The organism is Rhizobium sp. CB3090 (genome assembly GCF_029714285.1).
Lineage (GTDB): Bacteria > Pseudomonadota > Alphaproteobacteria > Rhizobiales > Rhizobiaceae > Rhizobium.
The window spans coordinates 693,371-712,432 of record NZ_CP121662.1; the positions used below are offsets into that span (position 1 = coordinate 693,371).

The 19,062-nt window shown below is 60.5% G+C and carries 19 protein-coding genes; 7 read left to right on the plus strand and 12 right to left on the minus strand.

Features of this window, described 5'->3' with window-relative positions; translation table 11 throughout:
* The first annotated feature begins 5 nt into the window (after window positions 1-5).
* Window positions 6-533, plus strand: coding sequence for a GNAT family N-acetyltransferase (locus tag QA646_RS03395; RefSeq protein ID WP_283057605.1), 528 nt, complete (start codon window positions 6-8; stop codon window positions 531-533).
* Window positions 534-641: 108 nt separating this feature from the next.
* Here QA646_RS03395 and QA646_RS03400 read toward each other — a convergent pair whose 3' ends face one another.
* Window positions 642-1,544 (minus strand): DMT family transporter, encoded by a 903-nt coding sequence (locus QA646_RS03400; RefSeq protein WP_283057606.1) that lies wholly within the window; start codon window positions 1,542-1,544, stop codon window positions 642-644.
* Between the two features lie 145 nt (window positions 1,545-1,689).
* Here QA646_RS03400 and QA646_RS03405 point away from each other — a divergent pair, with 145 nt between their 5' ends.
* The gene (locus tag QA646_RS03405) at window positions 1,690-2,163 is read left to right on the plus strand and encodes an Lrp/AsnC family transcriptional regulator (RefSeq protein WP_283057607.1); all 474 of its coding nucleotides are present in this window, start codon (window positions 1,690-1,692) and stop codon (window positions 2,161-2,163) included.
* 46 nt (window positions 2,164-2,209) lie between these two features.
* On the opposite strand, the gene mgtE is transcribed toward QA646_RS03405, so the two are convergent.
* Window positions 2,210-3,583: a magnesium transporter gene (gene mgtE / locus QA646_RS03410; protein ID WP_283057609.1), complete on the minus strand. Its 1,374-nt coding sequence runs from the start codon at window positions 3,581-3,583 to the stop codon at window positions 2,210-2,212.
* A gap of 392 nt (window positions 3,584-3,975) precedes the next feature.
* Entirely contained in the window at window positions 3,976-5,193 is a 1,218-nt protein-coding gene (locus tag QA646_RS03415) for an MFS transporter (RefSeq protein WP_283057610.1), read from the minus strand.
* A gap of 355 nt (window positions 5,194-5,548) precedes the next feature.
* On the opposite strand from QA646_RS03415, the gene QA646_RS03420 reads away from it, so the two are divergent.
* A complete protein-coding gene (locus QA646_RS03420; protein ID WP_283057612.1) occupies window positions 5,549-6,496 on the plus strand; it encodes a diacylglycerol kinase family protein in 948 nt (315 codons plus the stop codon).
* A gap of 6 nt (window positions 6,497-6,502) precedes the next feature.
* On the opposite strand, the gene QA646_RS03425 is transcribed toward QA646_RS03420, so the two are convergent.
* Window positions 6,503-7,843: a glutamine synthetase family protein gene (locus tag QA646_RS03425; protein WP_283057613.1), complete on the minus strand. Its 1,341-nt coding sequence runs from the start codon at window positions 7,841-7,843 to the stop codon at window positions 6,503-6,505.
* A gap of 82 nt (window positions 7,844-7,925) precedes the next feature.
* On the opposite strand from QA646_RS03425, the gene QA646_RS03430 reads away from it, so the two are divergent.
* Window positions 7,926-9,293: an aspartate aminotransferase family protein gene (locus QA646_RS03430; RefSeq protein WP_283057615.1), complete on the plus strand. Its 1,368-nt coding sequence runs from the start codon at window positions 7,926-7,928 to the stop codon at window positions 9,291-9,293.
* On the opposite strand, the gene QA646_RS03435 is transcribed toward QA646_RS03430, so the two are convergent.
* From QA646_RS03435 to QA646_RS03445, 3 genes are all read right to left on the minus strand, one after another.
* Entirely contained in the window at window positions 9,294-9,914 is a 621-nt protein-coding gene (locus QA646_RS03435) for an NUDIX hydrolase (protein ID WP_283057616.1), read from the minus strand.
* A gap of 64 nt (window positions 9,915-9,978) precedes the next feature.
* On the minus strand, window positions 9,979-11,475 hold the full coding sequence (locus QA646_RS03440) for a glycosyltransferase family 39 protein (RefSeq protein ID WP_283057617.1): 1,497 nt from the start codon (window positions 11,473-11,475) through the stop codon (window positions 9,979-9,981).
* A complete protein-coding gene (locus QA646_RS03445) occupies window positions 11,468-12,487 on the minus strand; it encodes a glycosyltransferase family 2 protein (RefSeq protein WP_283057618.1) in 1,020 nt (339 codons plus the stop codon). Before QA646_RS03445 ends, QA646_RS03440 begins: the two co-directional genes overlap by 8 nt.
* Window positions 12,488-12,581: 94 nt before the next feature.
* Between QA646_RS03445 and QA646_RS03450 the strand changes: the two genes are divergently transcribed.
* Window positions 12,582-13,541 (plus strand): lysylphosphatidylglycerol synthase domain-containing protein, encoded by a 960-nt coding sequence (locus tag QA646_RS03450; RefSeq protein ID WP_283057626.1) that lies wholly within the window; start codon window positions 12,582-12,584, stop codon window positions 13,539-13,541.
* Window positions 13,542-13,547: 6 nt separating this feature from the next.
* Here the strand turns inward: QA646_RS03450 and QA646_RS03455 are convergent, their stop codons facing one another.
* From QA646_RS03455 to QA646_RS03470, 4 genes are read right to left on the minus strand one after another with little or no spacing between them, the layout of a single operon-like run.
* A complete protein-coding gene (locus QA646_RS03455) occupies window positions 13,548-14,789 on the minus strand; it encodes an RNA polymerase sigma factor (protein ID WP_283058958.1) in 1,242 nt (413 codons plus the stop codon).
* A gap of 26 nt (window positions 14,790-14,815) precedes the next feature.
* Window positions 14,816-15,178, minus strand: a complete 363-nt coding sequence (locus tag QA646_RS03460; RefSeq protein ID WP_283057627.1) for a YciI family protein — start codon at window positions 15,176-15,178, stop codon at window positions 14,816-14,818.
* A 23-nt stretch (window positions 15,179-15,201) separates the two neighbouring features.
* Window positions 15,202-15,564 (minus strand): YciI family protein, encoded by a 363-nt coding sequence (locus QA646_RS03465; protein ID WP_283057628.1) that lies wholly within the window; start codon window positions 15,562-15,564, stop codon window positions 15,202-15,204.
* Between the two features lie 10 nt (window positions 15,565-15,574).
* Window positions 15,575-15,934 carry a YciI family protein gene (locus tag QA646_RS03470; protein WP_283057629.1) on the minus strand — a complete coding sequence of 120 codons (360 nt, stop codon included), beginning with the start codon at window positions 15,932-15,934 and terminating at the stop codon, window positions 15,575-15,577.
* Window positions 15,935-16,090: 156 nt separating this feature from the next.
* Between QA646_RS03470 and QA646_RS03475 the strand changes: the two genes are divergently transcribed.
* A complete protein-coding gene (locus QA646_RS03475) occupies window positions 16,091-16,321 on the plus strand; it encodes a hypothetical protein (protein ID WP_283057630.1) in 231 nt (76 codons plus the stop codon).
* A 377-nt stretch (window positions 16,322-16,698) separates the two neighbouring features.
* Window positions 16,699-17,361, plus strand: a complete 663-nt coding sequence (locus QA646_RS03480) for a methyltransferase domain-containing protein (RefSeq protein ID WP_349254255.1) — start codon at window positions 16,699-16,701, stop codon at window positions 17,359-17,361.
* 117 nt (window positions 17,362-17,478) lie between these two features.
* Here the strand turns inward: QA646_RS03480 and QA646_RS03485 are convergent, their stop codons facing one another.
* On the minus strand, window positions 17,479-18,981 hold the full coding sequence (locus QA646_RS03485; protein WP_283057631.1) for an AMP nucleosidase: 1,503 nt from the start codon (window positions 18,979-18,981) through the stop codon (window positions 17,479-17,481).
* Between the last annotated feature and the right edge of the window lie 81 nt (window positions 18,982-19,062).

Here is a 19,062-nt window from a genome sequence, read left to right on the forward strand (position 1 = left end):
TCAGCATGGGGGAGATCGGGCAAGACGCCTACAAGATCCGCCTTGCTCGTTCCGCTGATCTGGATTTCCTGGCGGAAATCGAGATCGATGCCTTCGCAACTCTCGGCCAGGCGTTAGGCAGGGAGGATGATGGCAGGACCGTGCCGCGCGACAAGCTGGAGCATTCGCTCGATGCGAAGCTGCTGTTTGTTGCTTCCGATCACCTGGATCACCCCTTTGCTTTCGCCGCGGGGGCCGAGCTTGATGGCGCGGTCTATGTCTTGGAAATCGATGTCATGCAATGCTGGCAGCGAAAGGGTGTCGGGCGGCGCTTGATGCAGGCCGTGATCGAGACTGCGCGGCAGCGAGGCGCATCGGGTGTCACACTGACGACAGACCGTTATGTGCCATTCAACGCACCGTTCTACGCCTCGCTTGGATTGCGTGTGTTGGATGAACGCGAGATGCCGGCGGGGCTGTTTGAAATCTTGAAATTCGAGATCGACCATGGCGCTGATCCCGAACGGCGCGTCGCCATGGCGGTGTGGTTCTGATGAAAATAGTCCATCCAGATTGTCGTATCGATATAAGATCATCGGACGTCAAACACACCGAAGGCTGCCGACGGCAGCCTTCGATCTTTTCTTTACCGACCCTGGTACTTATTTCCTCGACAAGATCCCTGTTGAAAGTGCGACGCCCATTCCGGTGACGACAGCGGCGGCAAGCTCCGTCATGCCTAGTGGTTCTCCGAGAAACAGCCCGCCGCCGAAGGTGGCGAGAACCGGGGTAATGGCGGTGAAGGCGGCGGCCTGCGTGCCGCCGAGGGCCTGGACGGCAAGACCGTAGGCAAGTGTGGCGGCGAGGCCGGAAAGCAGGCCTTGGCTTACGACCTGAAGGCCGATTTCCGGTAGCGGGACAGAGGCGAGCGAGCTCCCAAAGATCAGGGCCAGACCGACATGGATGAGGAACGACCAAATAGCGATAATGGCGCTTGACTGGATGGCGTTCAAACCGGAGCGGCGGAACGCGTGGGTGTAACCGGCCCAGAGCAAGGCACCAAGCGGCAGCAACGTGAAGCTCACCCAGGAAATCTCCGCGCCGGAAAGGCTGCGTACCAAAAGGATGGCGACGCCGGCGACGATGCCGCCGAGGCCGAGCCAACGGGTCATGTCGGGCCGCTCGTGAAACAGCAACACGCCGATCAGTGCGGTTGCTAGCGGCATCGAGCCCCCGAGCAGAATGCCGGCCGACGCGGCGGGCGTGGAGTGAATGGCGAACGTGGTCAATTGGAAGAAAAGCGCCCCCGAGCCGCAGACCATGAGTGCCAGCAGTTTCAGCGGCACACCCTTCGGCGACAGCCCCGTGCGCAGCCAGACGGGAGAGAGCACCAGCGCCGGAATGCCGTAGCGGATCAGACCGAGGTCGATCGTGCCCATCTGCGTTTCGGCGGTGTGGCGCGTGGCGAGAATCCAGTTGGCCCAGATCAGCACCGTAATGATGGCGCCGGCATAGCCGACCGTGGCAGGCATTGTCTTGCGGGGAGAGAAGGTCAAAGCACTCATCGACGTATCCTTTCGAACCGTCCGGATCATCATCCGGTTGAAGAAAAGATAGCTCCGAAGGCCGAGGCATGTCCTTGCTAGTTATGGCTCGAGGAAAGTGATATGAGCAATTATCTGCCAATATAGGCTGGAGAGCTTCATAGAAATGCCAAAACTGGATAAATTCGATATTGCCATCCTCAACTGCCTGCAAGAGGATGCGCGCGCCACGAATGTCGAGATCGCCGAGCGCGTGAACTTGTCGCCGTCACCCTGTCTGAGGCGCATCCGCAATCTGGAAAAATCGGGTCTGCTGCGCGGCTATCGCGCCGATATCGACCGCAAGGAGGCCGGCCTCGGCTTGACGGTTTTTGTCGAGCTCAAGGTCGGGCATCACTCCAAGGAGAATTCGGAGGCGCAGCAGGCGGCGCTGCTCGCTATCCCCGAGATCGTGTCTTGCCACCTGATTTCGGGAGCGGCGGATTTTCTGGCGGAGGTCGTCGTCGAGGATCTGGCCGCTTATGAGAGGGTGATGTCGGAAAAGCTTCTGACTCTCCCCGGCGTTTCCGACCTGCGCTCGAATTTCGCGATCCGCAGCGTCAAGACCAACGGCGCCCTGAAGCTGCCGCAGCCGGCTTGAAAATGAAAAGGGCCGTCGCCGGCCCCAGTCAAGGTTTGCACTACTCTTAGAGCATCGTGCCGCTGAGGATCAGAAGGGCGACCGAGAAATAGATCACCAGCCCGGTCACATCGACCAGCGTTGCGACGAACGGCGCCGATGCGCTGGCCGGATCGAGGCGCAGCTTCTGCAGCGCGAACGGCAGCATCGAGCCGGCCAGCGAACCGAATGTGACGATGCCGATCAATGCGGCGAAAACGGTGACGCCGACCAACTGCCAGTGCGGACCATAGTCGAAGAGACCGATGGTCTGCCAAAGCACGATGCGGGCAAAACCGACAAGGCCGAGGATCGAGCCGAGCACGATGCCGGTCGGCATTTCGCGCAGAGCGACGCGCCACCAATCGGACAGCTTGAGTTCGCCGAGCGCCAGTGCCCGGATGATCAGCGAGGTCGCCTGTGAGCCGGAATTGCCGCCCGAGCTCATGATCAGCGGGATGAACAGCGTCAGCACGACGGCCTTCTCCAACTCGCCTTCGAAATGCTGCATGGCGCTGGCCGTCAGCATTTCGCCGAGGAAGAGGGCGGCCAACCAGCCGGCACGCTTGCGGATCATGCCCGCAAAGCCGATCTTCATGTAGGGTTGGCCCAGGGCTTCCATACCGCCGAATTTCTGCGCGGCTTCCGTCGTATCGGCGATCATCGTATCGATGACGTCGTCGACCGTAACGATGCCGAGCATCAGGCCGTTTTCGTCGACAACCGGCAGGGCGAGCAGGTCGTGACGGCGGATCAGCCGGGCGACATCCTCCTGCTTCATCAGCGCGGGTGCCGTGACCGGCGTACCCTTCTGTGCCACGGTCAGAATACAGGCGTCGGGCTGGCCGGTGATGAGACGGCGCAGCGTCACCACATGCAGCAGGGCATGTGTGTCGTCGTCGAGCACATAGATTGCATAGACCGTCTCGCGGGAACGCTCGACCTGGCGCACATGATCGAGCGTCTGCGCAACGGTCCAACTGGCGAACACGCTGACGTACTCCGTCGTCATGATGCCGCCAGCCGTGCGCGGCGGGTACCCCATCAGGCCTTGGATTGCGACACGAGCCGGCTCTTCAAGGGTCGCGAACAGCCGGGCGCGTGGGTCGTCGTCCAGTTCGAGAAGAATGTCGGCCACGCGGTCGTTGGACATGCCGTGCAGCAGCCGTGCGGCATCCGCATTGGTCATGACTTCGAGAATGGCAGGGGCGTTGCGCAGCTCCGGCCGATCGAGAATGCGAACGGCCCGCTCCTCCGGCATCTTGGCGAGGAGCCGTGCGGCTTCGTCAGCCTCGAGCGCGTTCAGCGACTCAACGCGTTCTGCAATGGTAAGGGCGCGATTATTATTGATGAATGCACGAGCGGCATTGCCAGCCCGCACGGGAAAGCTGTTGATGTTCATTATAGCTCGCCTTTCCGGTCGATCCGCCGTCATGGGCAGATCGTGGCGAGCCGACAGGAGTCGGTTACAGCACGAGTGCCACTGACGGCAAAGGCAATCGACTACTACTGTCGCTAGGCATCGTAAGATGGCTCCGGTTGATCGGTATGGAAAACACGTGTTCCCCACGCCGGGAGAAGTCGCTCCGAAGGGGCGAAAAGTCAAGTGGCGCCGATGGTTGATGCCATAATAATGTCGCAGATAATTTTTTGTTGGGCGGCTAAAGGCTTATGCGTTGCAGCAATCGCTGTTGCAAAAATGCCGGAACCGGATCGGTCGGGTGGCATGCACCCAGCCGATCGAAAGGAATGAGTGGGTTCAGAAACCGGCCAGAACAACCTTGCCCTTCGGCCTCATGCGCCTCGGCCATTGCGTTCCAAAGCGACCGACAGTCCGAAAACCATCAGGCCGAAGACGGAGAGCACTGCGCCGACATAGCCCGTCGATGCCGCGGTAAAGCCCCAGGAGATCACTAGGCCGCCAAGCCAGGCGCCGAGCGCATTGGCGATATTGAAGGCCGAATGGTTGGAGGCGGCAGCCAGCGTCTGCGCATCCGCCGCGACATCCATAAGACGTGTCTGTACGGCAGGACAGGCAGCAAAACCGCAGCCGATCAGGAAGACGCAGAGGCAGAGCATCACCGGGTTGGTCGCGGTCAGCGAAAACAGCGTCATGATGACGACATTGAAGACCATCATGCCGCCGATCGTGCCCTTCAGCGACAGGTCGCCGAGGCGCGAGCCGACGACATTGCCGACATTCATGCCGATGCCGAAGAGCGCCAGCACCACCGGCACCATGCCCGTTCCCAAGCCGGCAATCTGCGTTGTTGTCGTCGCGACATAGCTGAAGATCGAGAACATGCCGCCGAAACCGACCGCGGCGATGCCGAGCGTCAGCCAGACCTGGATGCGGCGAAGAGCGCCCAGTTCACGGGCGATGCTCGCGCCTTCCTCGACCTTGTCTTTCGGCAGGAACAGCGCAATGAGCAGCATGGTCACGAGGCCGATGCCGCCGACCATCATGAAAGCTGCCCGCCAATTCAGAAGCTGGCCGAGAAAGGTGGCGATCGGTGTGCCGATCAGGGTGGCGATGGTGAGGCCGAGCATGACCTGACCGACGGCACGCACGCGGCGGTGGACAGGCACCATCGAGGCGGCCACAAGTGCAGCGACGCCGAAATAGGCGCCATGCGGCAGGCCGGTGATGAAACGTAGAGCAGCGAAGCTTTCGAAGGTCGGAGCCAGGGCGCTCGAAATATTGCCGGCGGCAAAGATTGCCATCATCAGCAGAAGCAGAGTGCGTCGCGCCATCTTGGCGGCGAGGACCGCGATGACAGGCGCGCCGACGACGACGCCGAGCGCATAGGCGCTGATGACATGACCCGCTTCCGGCGTCGTGACACCAAAGGTATCGGCGACCTCGGGCAGCAAGCCCATAATGACGAATTCACCCGTGCCGATGCCGAAGCTGCCGACTGCGAGCGCCAGCGTGACGAGGGCGACCGCCGCGCGTGACGGCGCTTCGAGGCTGGATCGGGAATCGATAAGGTCGACAGCGATATCGCTCACGAAAACTCCTTGGCGGCGATCATGCAGAAGGTGCCGCGAAGCGGGCAACGGGCAGGAAAACCGGGATGCGGTCTCGGATACACGATGCGGAATGAAAGACGGGAGAGGCGCGAACGCACCTCAATTAATACTATGAATCAGGGCGATACCGCTGTCGCGTGCGTTTTTTGCAGCGCAGCATATCGCTTTGCGCATAAGTGTTAATGGAGTTCTTGCCCCATCCGTCACCCGCGCTGATTGCCCCGATGGCTGGATAACGCTTGAAATCGCCCTTGCCGAAACCATTTTTGGATTAGCAGGTGCGGGGGAGCATATCCTTTTTGAGACAGATTCAACGGGAAAACCGGGAGCCTTGATGAAACTGATCGGCTTTTTCAATCGCGATGGCGGCACGTTCAAGACGACGGACATGGCCGCCTACGAAATGAAGGCAGAGCAGGTTTTCCGGGATGCCGGCCATGATTTCGAAGGTCTGGTCGTGTCAGGCCGCGAAGTCGTTGCCGCCATGGAGCGTGCGGCGCGTCGTGACGATATCGATGGCATCGTCGCCGGCGGCGGGGATGGAACGATTTCCGCAGCCGCCGCGGTTGCCTGGAGAAATGGCGTCGCCCTCGGCGTCATACCCGCCGGCACGATGAACCTTTTTGCTCGCTCGCTCCGGCTGCCGCTCGATATCTACCAGGTGCTGGACGTGCTGGCGACGGGCGAGGTCGATCAGGTGGATATAGGCAGCGCCAACGGCCGACCTTTCATCCACCAGTTTTCTGCCGGCATGCATGCGCGCATGGTGCGCTACCGCAACGCCTATAGCTATCGCTCGCGTTTCGGCAAGATGTCGGCCAGCACGCGCGCCGCTCTGGGCGTCGTCTTCAACCCGCCGGAATTCGATGTGGATTTTGAAGCCGAGGGCGTTCGGGAGCGCCGCCACGTCTCGGCGATTTCCGTGTCCAACAATCCCTTCGGTCCCAACACCCTGCTTTATGCCGACGATCTGCGCGGCGGCGAGCTTGGCTTCTATACGGCGGGGCCATTGCGGCCGCTTAGCGTGGCGCGGCTCGCCATCGACATGCTGCGTGGCCGGTTTCGCGAGAACGCCGATGTCATGGTCATGCATGCGCGCCAAGTGCACCTGCATTTCCCGAAGCTGCGCAGCCTGGCAAATTGCGTCGTCGACGGCGAGCTACTGCCGCTGGAACGCGACATCGCACTCAAACTTCATGCCGGCGAGCTGAAGGTGATGATCAAGCAGGGCACGGCCGCGCGGGTTGCCGAGGAAGACTCCATCAGCAGTGCGGTTGTCTGAAATCCGTCAAAGGCGCGGCAGATAGGTCCGGTAGTCGAAATCGGATACGGTGCGCAGATAGCGGATTGCTTCCTTGTGCTTCGTATCGCCGTAGAGCTTTTGATATCGCTCCCCGAAAATATCGGCGATGAAGGGAGAGGCGCGGAAGCGTTCGACCGCGGTCAGGAAATCATGCGTCAGGCGCGGCGCATTTGTCGGCACACGGCTTGGTATCGTCTCTTCCCCAGGATCGAGCTCGTTCTGCAATCCAAGCAACATACCCCCGAGAATCGCCGCCAGCATAAGGTAAGGATTGGCATCGGCCCCCGCGACGCGGTGCTCGATACGGGCGCCCGACCCGTCCTTTTCCGGGATGCGCACCGTCGTTCCGCGATGCCCGTGGCCCCAGGTGAGATCCACGGGCGCGAACGAGCCCGGCTGGAAGCGGCGATAGGAATTGGCATAGGGCGCAAAGATCAACTGCGCATCCTGCAACGTTTGGAGCAGACCGGCACAGGTCGACTTCAGCTTCTTCGGCTCGCCGCCGGCCGCATCGAGAATATTGCGGCCGTCACGGTCGATGATGCTTGCGTGCACATGCAGGCCGGAGCCGGCATGATCGCTATAGGGTTTCGCCATGCAGGTCGATTTGAGCCCGTGCTTGCGTGCCGCCTGCTCGGCTGCTCTTTTCAGAAAGATGCAGTCATCGGCGGCGGCGAGCGCGTCCGGGCGATGCAGCAGATTGACCTCGAACTGCCCTGGACCGAATTCCGCCGTGGTCGCGTCCGCCGGCAGGCCTTGCGCCCTGGCATAGGCGCGCAAGGTTTCGAGATAATCGCCGAGCAGATCGACAGCATCCATATCGTAGAGCTGATAGCCGTTCGGCTCGCCGCGATACGTCAATGCCGCCGGCGGCGAGGGGATGCCGCGCTCGCGCCAGTCGCCGGCGAGAAGATAGAATTCCAGCTCAGTAGCAACGACAGGCGTCAGACCGAGGACCGTATAGCGATCGACGACCGCCGCAAGAATGGCGCGCGGGTCCTGGAAACTCGGGCTGCCGTCGAGTTCATGCATTGTGGCCAACACCTGCTTCGATCCCGGCGGCGCCCAGGGCATATCCGCAAGCGTACGCCGATCGGCGACGCAGGTGCCATCGGGATCGCCGATCGTCAGCGACAGGCCGGTGAGGTCGTCATTATCGTCTCCCCAGATATCGAGGGATTGTGTCGACGTCGGCAGGCGCACCGCACCGGACCAGACTTTCTTTTCCGCTTCCAGGGGGACCTGCTTGCCACGCAGTCGGCCGTTCATGTCCGATATCAACACTTCGATGCGCGCCGCGCCCTCGGTTGCATTGTCAGCCGCCATGCCCTTGTCAATCCCCCTTGCTCACGTCATGGTCGTAAACGATCGAGGTCAGCCTTTCAATCCGATAGGGATTCTGCAAACGATGTCCGACACTTCCCGCCGTTCCAATCTCGCCGCCGTCGATGCCGCTCATCATCTCCATCCGTTCGCGGACATGAAGAAGTTGAACGCCGACGGCGCCCGGATCATTCAGCGCGGCAAGGGCGTCTATATCTTCGATAGCAACGGCAACAAATATCTCGACGGCTTTGCCGGCCTTTGGTGCGTCAATATCGGCTACGGCCGCACCGAAATAGCCGATGCGGCAATCCGCCAGATGAACGAGCTACCCTATTACAACACCTTTTTCGGCACGACGACGACGCCGGCCACGCTCTTGTCCGAGAAGGTCTGCGCCCATGCCGGTCCGCATTTCAACCATGTCTTCTTCACCAATTCCGGCTCCGAAGCCAACGACACCTGGTTTCGCATGGCGCGCGTCTATTGGAGTGCGGTGGGCAAACCGGCAAAAAAGATCGTTATCGCTCGGCGCAACGGTTACCACGGGTCGACCGTTGCCGGCGCCAGCATGGGTGGCATGAAATACATGCATGAGCAGGGTGACCTGCCGATCCCCGGCGTCGTCCATATCGGGCAACCCTATTGGTACGCCTATGGCGGCGATCTCTCTCCGGAAGAGTTCGGCCTCAAGGCCGCCCGCGAGCTGGAAGAGAAGATCGATGAACTGGGCGAGGACAATGTCGCCGCCTTCATCGCCGAGCCGGTTCAGGGGGCAGGCGGCGTCATCATTCCGCCCTCGACCTATTGGCCGGAAATCGCCCGCATCTGCAAGGCGCGGAATATCCTGCTCGTCTGCGACGAGGTGATCTGTGGCTTCGGAAGATTAGGTTCCTGGTTCGGTTATCAGCATTTCGGGGTGAAGCCCGATCTCGCGCCGATCGCCAAGGGCCTGTCCTCGGGCTACCTGCCGATCGGCGGCGTGTTGGTGAGTGACCGCATCGCTGATGTGCTCATCAATGATGTCGGCGAGTTCAATCACGGCTTCACCTATTCCGGCCATCCGGTCTGCGCCGCTGCAGCGCTGGAAAATCTGAGGATCATCGAGGATGAGAAGTTGATCGAGCGCGTCCGCGACGATATCGGACCCTATTTCGCGAAGGCCTGGGGCAGCCTGGCGGATCACGACATGGTCGGCGAAGCTGTTAGCATCGGGCTGATGGGCGCCCTGCAGCTTGCCGCCGACAAATCCACCCGCCGCCGTTTCGAGAAGCCGGATGCGATCGGCTCCGCCGTGCGCAATCACGCTTTGAGCAATGGTCTGGTGCTGCGCGCCACCGCGGACCGCATGCTGGCCTCGCCGCCGCTCATCATCAGTCGCGAGGAAGTGGATGCAATGGTGCGTATCACGCGGCTGGCGCTCGATGCGGTGTGGGCGGAGACGAAAGCGTAGTCAGCTCCTGTCAACCAGGGCAGACGCATCCCATTTGCCCGCTTTGTGCAGGGCTAGCGTCAGCGCCGCGATGTGAATGGTCTGAATCATCTTGCCCTCCAGCGCCAGTTTGATGGCCTGGCGGATCGGCATGCGAATAAGCCGAATGCGTTCCGTCGGATCGTCCACGGGCTTCCCTGATATCTCGACATTGCGAGCAAGCACGATATGGGAACGGTTCGAGTGGGTGGCCGGATTAGGTGCAAGCGCGCTGACATATTCCCATTCGGAGGCAGACAGGCCGGTTTCTTCCCTCAGCTCGCGCGTGGCTGCCTCGACAGGACTGGCGTCGTTCGCATCAATCGCCCCGCCCGGCAGCTCCAATGAGACGACGCCCAGAGCATGGCGATACTGTTGGACTAGGTAGATGTTATCCTCTGCATCCAGCGCCACGACTTGCACCCAATCGGGATATTCCAGCACGTAATAAGGGGCGATCTCCACGCCCTCGGCGGTAACACAGGCGTCAGCCCTGACTTTCAGCCACCGGTCATGAAGTAGATGCTTGGAGCTTTTCACTTGCCATGGCGGAAGATCGGTAGCGTCAGGCAGGATGCTCGTGAGCGTGTCGGTGGGCGCCATAAGTGGCTCCTGCATTGAAAATTGAGAATGGACGGCCGATCACCATGGATCGAGTGATCGGCCCTTATTTTGGATAGATCCAGGCATAGGCAAAGGCCGCCATGTCGCCGGGTTTGCCATGAATGTATTGGACATTCGCGAACTTGACATCCGGCGCCCTATATTGCGAGCCGAGCGTTTCTTGCAACCAGCTCGTCAATGGTGGCGGCACGCCATCGGCGTTCTTCCCCGGCCGCCATACGACGAGGATCGGCTTGTCCGCACTCCACTCATAGTCTGCCTTCAGATTTCCGAAAAACAACGACATGGCCGGCACGTCGGGCAATTGTAAATGCAGGTTTCCGGCCGGCAGCCAATTGTCCGTCAGCACCAGCCCCGGCTTTTTGCCTTCCGTCGCCACGACCTGACTGACAAAGGCCGGGTAGGGGGTATTGTAATGGTCATAGGAGCCGAAGAGCGTCGGAAGCGTGACGCGGATCAAAAGCAGCGCCGGAATGATCAGCATCATCGCCAGCGGGATATAGAAGAAGCGTTTGCCGAAATCCGCCGCTTTGATGCCGGCCGCTTCCATCTTCAGGCAAAGATAGATCGGCAGCAGGAACAGGAAGGGCAGCAGCCAGCGGTCCCGCAACGCCGTCATGCCGATGGCGACAATCAGGATCAGCACCAGTACGGCGATAGCAACGAACAGGACCTCAAAAAAGCGCGTCCATTCGTTCGATCGCCCCAGATTTTTGAAGAGGCTTTTGCCGAACACCAATGCATAGATGACGAGCGTCGGCGCGCAGATGACGATGACCAGCTTCACGAATTCCAGTGGTCCCTGCACCAGCTTGGCAAAGGCGCTTTGCGGCGCATCCTGCTCCATGATTCCAAGGGTCCGTCCCGAGGCGAGGTCAAGATTGTGGATCAGCCACAGCCCATGCGGCAGGAAGATCAACAGGGAGATCAACGGAATCAGCAGAAATCGCTTATCGAAGATGCGCGCGCGCCCCTGCGGATGCATCAGGACGGCAATGACTGCGGCCGCGGCAAGCAGTGCGAAATTATACTTCGACAGCATGCCGAGGCCGAGGGCGATGCCGGTAAATACGTAGGAGCCCGTACTTGGCGCCTTCAGCGTGCGGATTGCGCCGTAGAGGAAGAGATTGATGGTCAGGAGCTGCGCGACCGTATGCGTAAGGTCCCGTTGCGCCTCCCAGAAGAGCTGCGGAATTGTCAGCAGCGACACCGTGGCGATCGCCGCGAAAACCTTGTCGGATAGTACTAGCTTCGCCAGCTTGTAGTAGCTGAAAAAGACCAGAAACAGCACGATGTTCTTGACGATGGAAATTGCCGCCAGCGACAGGCCGAAGACGGAGACCACCAGCGCCTGCACCCAATTGTAAAGCGGCGGCTGAGAATCGTAGCCGAGAGTCAGCCATTGCGAGAACAGCGCCTGCTGCGATTCGTCGTAACGCATGCCATGCGGCATGGCGAGCCGCACCAGGAATTCCAGAGCGAAGTAGCCGGCAAGCAGAAGGATGATAGTATCCGGTCGGCGGACCAGAAGCCTATGCATCGTGATGATCCCGATCGAAGATCTTGCGGACGATGTAGTTCGGCGACAGGTCGTCGCGATAATAGATGCGCGCGATCATCTCGGCCAGGATGCCCGTGGTGATCATCTGCACCGACGACAGCAGGAGCACGACGCCGACCAGTAACAGCGGCCTGTTGCCGATATCGTCGCCGAAGATGAACTTGTCGACAAAGAGCCAAAGCAGGATCAAACCGGCGAGCGCCCCGAGGCCAAGACCGAGCGAGCCGAAGAAATGGCCCGGCCGCGCCTTATAGCGCATGAAGAACATCACCGACAGCAGATCGAGAATGACACGGAAGGTACGCGAAATGCCGTATTTCGATATGCCGTGTTGGCGCGCGTGATGGGTAACGACCATTTCGCCGATACGCGAGCTCGGAACGACGCCCGCGACCCAGGCCGGGATGAAGCGGTGCATCTCACCCATCAGCTTCACCTGCTTGATGATCGAGGCGCGGTAGATCTTCAGGCTGCAGCCATAGTCGTGCAATTTGACGCCCGTGATGCGGCCGATGAGATAGTTGGCGCACCAGGAGGGAATCTTGCGGAGGAAAAGCCCGTCCTGACGGTTCTTACGCCAGCCGACGAGCAGGTCGAGCTGCCGCCGTTCCAACTCCTCGACCATCGAGGGGATGTCCTTCGGGTCGTTCTGCAGGTCGCCGTCCATCGTGGCGATCAGCCGGCCGGTGGCAGTATCGATGCCAGCCTGCATAGCGGCCGTCTGCCCGAAATTGCGTTGAAGCTCGACGATGCGCAGCGTCAGACCCTCGCGCTCGATCGAACGGCGCGCGTTGGCAAGCGTGGCATCGGTGCTGCCGTCGTCGATCAGGATCAGTTCCCAGGGCTTGGTGAAACCCACCATGGCGGAACAGATGCGCTCGATCAGCGGTCCGACGCTTTCTTCCTCGTTAAAGACGGGCACGACCAGCGAAAGTTCAATAGCGCTTGCCGCGTCGGTCAGGGGGCGGATCGACTCTGCCGTTGTCTGCAACTCTTCTTTCTCCTAAAAGACCGGCAGAACCGGCCGGACGGAACGAGCGACATGTCCGGCGTCTGCCTCCGCTCGCATTTGGTGCCTTAACTACATGAAGACTCCGATGGTTGCCAGCCGACAGAACTGGTTTATTCGCAACCGCATGACGCTGCTGACATTGGCCGTCGTCCTTGCCTATGCCGCCTTCATCGAATGGTTCTGGGGGTGGAGTTCGATCCTGGCGCAATGGGGCAAGGTCGGTCTCCTGCCCATCCTGCTGGCAATGGCGCTGCTGACCAGTACCTACTTCCTCCGCACCTGGCGCATCTATGATTATTTCCCCAAGGAGACCGGCGGTCATTTTGCCGCGCTCTTTCGTGTGACGCAGGTCCATAATCTGCTCAATATCATGATGCCCTTCCGCACCGGCGAGACCAGCTTTCCGGTTCTGATGCGCTCCGAATTCGGCATTCCCTTGGCGCGCGGCACCTCGGCGCTGTTCGTCATGCGGCTGCTGGATCTGCATGCCTTGCTCGCCGCAGCCGGTGTCGGCTTGGCTCTGGCCTCGCCCTATCGCGCTCTTGCCTGGGTTCTGTGGCTTGCTTTCGTGCTTTTGCCCGTCGCCGGCTTTGTCCTGCGCCGTCCCCTGATCAAATTTGCCGGCAGGGCATTGCCGAAGAAGGCGCAGGGGCTGGTGCATGAACTGGAACGCGGCCTGCCGGCCAACGCGAGTGCTTTTGCCCGTGCCTGGCTGACGACGGTGGTCAATTGGCTGGTGAAGGTCGTGGTGCTCGCCTGGGCGCTGCGCCTCATGAATGTCACGCCGCTGTCGGCAAGCTTCGGCGGTGCGCTTGGCGGCGAACTTTCCTCCGTACTGCCGGTTCATGCGCCCGGAGGAGTGGGCACATATCCGGCAGGGATTACCGCCGGCGCCATGGCTTTCGGAGCGCCGGGAGAAAAGGCCGCGCTCGACAATCTGGCGCAGGCCAGCATCAACGCGCATCTTCTGATCGTCGTTTCCGCTCTGACGGGGACGGCACTCGCCTTGCTTAGCTCCAAGAAGCGCCCCTAATCCGGCCTATTGCCCTGTCCTGCCGGCGAGCTCCGCCAGTCGCTTGCGCAGGAACGCTTGTTCAGGCGCCTGATGGCAGAGGGAAAGCGCCGTCTCATAGGACTGTCGCGCTTCGTCGTTGCGGTTGAGCTGCCGCAGGAAGTCGGCCTTTGCCGCATGAGCCAGATGGTATCGAGCCAGCCTGTCGTCGCTCAGCAGGCCGTCGACGATCCTGAGCCCGGCCGCCGGCCCGTCGCACATTGAAACCGCGACAGCTCGATTGAGTTCGACCACCGCCGACGGATGTGCGACCAGCAGCAGATCGTAAAGCGCGACGATCCGCCGCCAGTCCGTCCGGTCCGCCGTTGGCGCACGCACGTGCTCGGCGGCAATGGCCGCCTGCAGCGCATAGCTGCCGACGCTTTCGCCCGCCATCGCCTCGGCGGCGAAGGCCAATCCCTCGTGGATTCTTTCATTGTCCCACAGCCCACGGTCTTGATCCGCAAGTAGGATCAGATCGCCGGACGCACTCGCCCGCGCCAGCCGCCGTGAATCCTGCAGAAGCATCATCGCCAGCAATCCGGCAACCTCCGGATCGGGCAGCAGCCCCAGAAGCAGGCGGCCGAGACGGATGGCTTCGGCGGCAAGGTCGGCGCGGACGATCGTCGTGCCTGATGATGCGGAATAGCCCTCGTTGAAGACGAGATAGATGACATGCAGCACCTGCGCCAGCCGCTCCGGCAACTCCGCCTTTGCCGGAACTTCGTAGGGAATTTGCGCTGCGCGAATGCGGTTCTTGGCGCGGACGATACGCTGGGCAACGGTCGGCGCCGAGACGATAAAAGCATGGGCGATCTCTTCCGTCGTCAGGCCGCAGACCTCGCGCAAAGCCATCGCCGTCTGCGCCTCCGCCGGAATGATCGGATGGCAGCAGGTGAAGATCAGCCGTAGCATATCGTCTTCGATCTCCTGGCTTTCGGCGCTTTCGATCATTTCGCCCTCGGGATACAGACTGTCGGCGATGTCGGCCTCCGAGGCATCGAAGCGCGCTCGCCGCCGGATATGGTCGATCGCCCGAAAGCGGCCGGTGGAAACCAGCCAGGCATAGGGGTTGGCCGGCAAGGTCTCTTCCGTCCATTGCTGCGCCGCTGCCGCAAAGGCATCGTGAAGCGCCTCCTCCGCCCGGTCGAAATCGCCGAGCAGGCGGATCAGCGTCGCGAACACGTGGCGCGATTGGCTGCGGTAGATGTCGTCGATGATTTCATTCAGCGCCACGGCGGTCTCTTGCTCTCCTGTCAGGTTCCGGGAAAGGTCAGTATCCGGATCGGATGGATTTCGATGGCGCCGTATCGGGCCGAGGGGATGCGACGGGCAATTTCGGTTGCACCGGCCATGTCGACGGCCTCAACGACATAGAAGCCGGCCAGATGTTCCTTCGTCTCTACGAATGGGCCATCTGTTGTGGAAAGCGCCGATCCGCGCGCGCCGATGACGATCGCCTTGTCCGGCCCTTCTAGCGCATCCGACAGGATCAACGTGCCTTTGCGTGCCAGGCTCTCGTCATATTCGAAGTGTTCTGCGATCAGCGTATCGCCCTCGCTGGGGCTCAACATTCTGTCCAAGTCGGCCGGCATATAGATCAAGCATAAGAACCGCATGTCCATGTCCTCCCGCTCTTTATCTATTCGTCTGGAAACCGGATGTCGTAAGCCGCGCGGACCTCGATCATGCCATACTTGGCAACGGGGAAGGCGGCGGCGATGCTGGTCGCTTCGTCCATATCCTTCGCTTCGATCAGTACGAAGCCGCCAAGATGCTCCTTCATTTCGGCAAAGGGGCCGTCGGTGACCGTGGCTTTGCCTTCGCGCACCCGAACCGTTCTGGCTGTCTGCGGCGCGCGCAGCGCGTTCGCCACGACGATATGCCCGCTGTCGCGCAGCCTGTTGTCGTTATCGATGGAGTCCTGCGTCAACCGCCGTCCTTCCTCTTCGGAAAGCGTCATGATCTCGGCAGTTTCGAACCAGACCTGGCAGAGAAATTTCATCGTCGCCTCCTTATGCTTCGGGACCGAAGGAATAGATCGGCCGTACCTCGATGCTGCCGAGCTTGGCGAGCGGAATGCCCGCTGCAACCCGGATCGCGTCGTTCAGGTCCTTGGCTTCGATCAGGATGAAGCCGCCGAGATATTCCTTGGTTTCAATGAAGGGTCCATCCGTCACCGACGTCTCGCCGTTGCGGACCCGCACCGTCACGGCCGAGCTTGGCGATTGCAGCGCTTCGGCATGGATCATGTGGCCGCTTGCCATCAGATCGCGGTCATAGCCGAGCGAATCCGAATCGAGCCTGTGCTTTTCCTCTTTCGTCATGGCATCGAGCTTCGTGCCGTCGAACCAGACCTGACAAAGATATTTCATCGCAGCGCCTCTCCATTCCCGTTTGCTGACAGTCATAGACGAGCGGTCCGCAAGGAAATCGACATCCCGACCGGCACCATGACAAAAAAATTCTTCGCTGTCGAAAAAGGGTAGGGCCGCTCGACAAGTTCCGTCATCACCAAAGGAGAGACGGACATGCACACCTTGGAAACAGCGTTGGTGAATTACTGGTGCAGGAAGACGTTGTCGGAGAGGGATTTGATGGAGGCGCCCGATCTCGGCAAGGTCGTTCTTCGCACCATGATCGGCTTTGCCGCTTTTGCGGTTCTGATCCTCTGCCTGGATTGGATGGCAGCTTCGGCGATCGATCGGCCGCAAGTAGCGGCTGTCGCTCAAATAGAAGCAATGCCGAAGATAAAAGAATAAGGTCCTAACTGAAATGCGGAATCCGAGGTGTCGATTGGTGCCTCATCCGCTTGCGGCATAAAATGTCAGGCGGTTTTCCTTGCCGGAATTGTCTTTGTGAAGCATCCTGCGCGCTCGCCTGGCCTGGTGGTTTTAGGAACACGAAGGAGAGATGCTCAATGGTGAGGAAATCGGGTGTCGTGCTGGAAGAAGTCCGTCGGTTTCACGCGCAGATGATGGCAGTGGCCACGGGCTCGCCGGATGAGCGGTTCGAACGCATATTGAGCTTGTACCCCGCGAAGCCTTCCTTGGCCCCGGTCCCTGGCATATCGCCGTCCATCCCTGGAAGAAGTCGTATCGGCATCGCTACATTGAAACACCGAGCAACAATCCCGTGCATGTCAATCAAAACGTTGGACCGGACGAAGGGCATCAACAATGGCGAGCCTATGTTGCATGCGGCTTGGCTTGGCAGCGTCAATCCGCAGGGTGGGGAAGTGGTGACCCATATCGGAGCTGGTACCGGCTACTACACCGCGATCCTCTCCATGCTGACGCTTCCGAATGGCCGCGTGCATGCCTTTGAAATCGATGAGCGCCTTGCTGAGCGGGCGCGCGAGAACCTCGCGCCCTTCGAAGATGTTTCGGTTACATCCGGTGATGCCACCGCGCTCCAGCTGCCGCCATCCGACCTCATCTACGTGAATGCCGGCGTAGTAGCCCCGCCCGTGCATTGGCTGGAATCCCTGCGCCCAGGCGGTCGGATGATCTTTCCCTGGCATCCCAGCGAGGATGTTGCCTTCGCCATGCTGATCACCCGCGGCCAAACGGAATTCTCTGCACGGCCGTTGATGCCGGCTTGGTTCATTCCATGTATTGGCGCAAGCGACCCTCAGCTCAGCCTTAAGGTGCCAGACAGCGCCGGCGCAAAAACCATCCGCTCCGTCTGGCTGACCAAAGATCGAGAGCCGGACGAGAGTGCAATTGCGATTTTCCGCGACGTCTGGTCTCGGATGAGGCCGCTACTCCGATCGCAGTTGCTGCATAAGCCGCGCCGCTGAACTCTTTGGCAAATTCCTGTTGCAAAACCCCTCGTAAAAGTCGGAGTTTCGCAACAGGCATTTTGCGACAGGGCGTATTTCACACTTCAGTTAAGGGGCGAGCGAAGCCCCTTATTTCTATTGAAATGCCGTTTCGAAGAAACTGCGCAGCTTGCGTGAATGCAGCGTTTCCGGCGGCATCGCGGCGAGTTTCTGGATGGCGCGGATACCGATCTGCAAATGCTGGTTCACCTGCGTCCGGTAGAAGGCAGTCGCCATACCCGGGAGTTTCAGTTCGCCATGTAGCGGCTTGTCGGAGACGCAGAGCAGCGTGCCGTAGGGAACGCGGAAACGGAAACCGTTGGCGGCGATCGTCGCCGACTCCATGTCCAGCGCCACAGCGCGAGCCTGCGACAGGCGCTTGACCGGCCCTGCCTGATCGCGCAGTTCCCAGTTGCGATTGTCGATCGTGCCGACCGTACCCGTGCGCATGATGCGCTTCAGCTCGAAGCCCTCATAGCCGGTAATTTCGGCAACGGCTGCTTCCAGCGCCACCTGCACTTCGGCGAGCGCCGGGATCGGCACCCACACCGGCAGATCGTCGTCGAGAACGTGATCCTCGCGCATATAGGCATGGGCCAGCACATAGTCGCCGAGCCGCTGGCTGTTGCGCAGGCCAGCGCAATGGCCGAGCATCAGCCAGGCATGCGGGCGGAGCACGGCGACATGGTCGGTGATCGTCTTGGCGTTGGAAGGACCCACGCCGATATTGATCATGGTGATGCCGGCATGGCCCTTCTTTTTCACATGGTAGGCTGGCATCTGCGGCAGCCGGGGCGGGGTCGTGTTCCCCTCCGGATTGCTGGCACCCGCCGGCGTGATGATATTGCCCGGTTCGACGAAAGCGGTGTAGCCGTCGCCGCCCTTGGCCATCAGGTCTCGCGCCCAGTTGCAGAATTCGTCGATATAGAACTGGTAGTTCGTGAAGAGCACGAAGTTCTGGAAATGGTTCGCACTGGTCGCAGTGTAGTGGGCGAGGCGGGCGAGGGAATAGTCGATGCGCTGCGCTGTAAATGCCGCCAGCGGCGACGGCTCGCCGGGCGGTGGGATATATTCGCCGTTGGCGATTTCGTCGTCGGTGGTGTTCAGGTCCGGCGTATCGAAGAGATCGCGCAGTGGGATATCGTCGAAAGCGGTGGCAGACGCTTCCACATGCGCGCCTTCGCCGAAGGCGAAATGCAGCGGGATCGGCGTCGTCGATTCCGACACCACCACCGGCACGTTATGGCTGCGCATCAACAGCGTCAGTTGTTCTTTCAGATAATGCCGGAAAAGCTGCGGACGGGTGACAGTGGTCGTGTAGACGCCAGGCGCCGTGACATGGCCGTAGGAAAGACGCGAATCGACATGGCCGAAGCTTGTCGTCTCGATGCTGACCTGCGGGTAGAAGGCGCGGTAACGCGCCCGGACCGGCGCACCCTTGGCGAGCTTGGTGAAGCTGTCGATCAGGAAAGCGGTGTTGCGCTCGTAAAGCTCGGTCAGAGCTTCGACCGCCTTGGCAGGATCGTCGAAGCTCCGCGGCTGAAACGGACTGGGTGAGGAAATATCGAGGGGTGAAAAAGGAGAGATTCGGTTGCTCATGCGCTATTATAGAGTGCCGTCTTTAACAAGCAAACGACGTTACAAGGCGCGGTCTCCGATTCTCGCAGCTATTTTTATAGC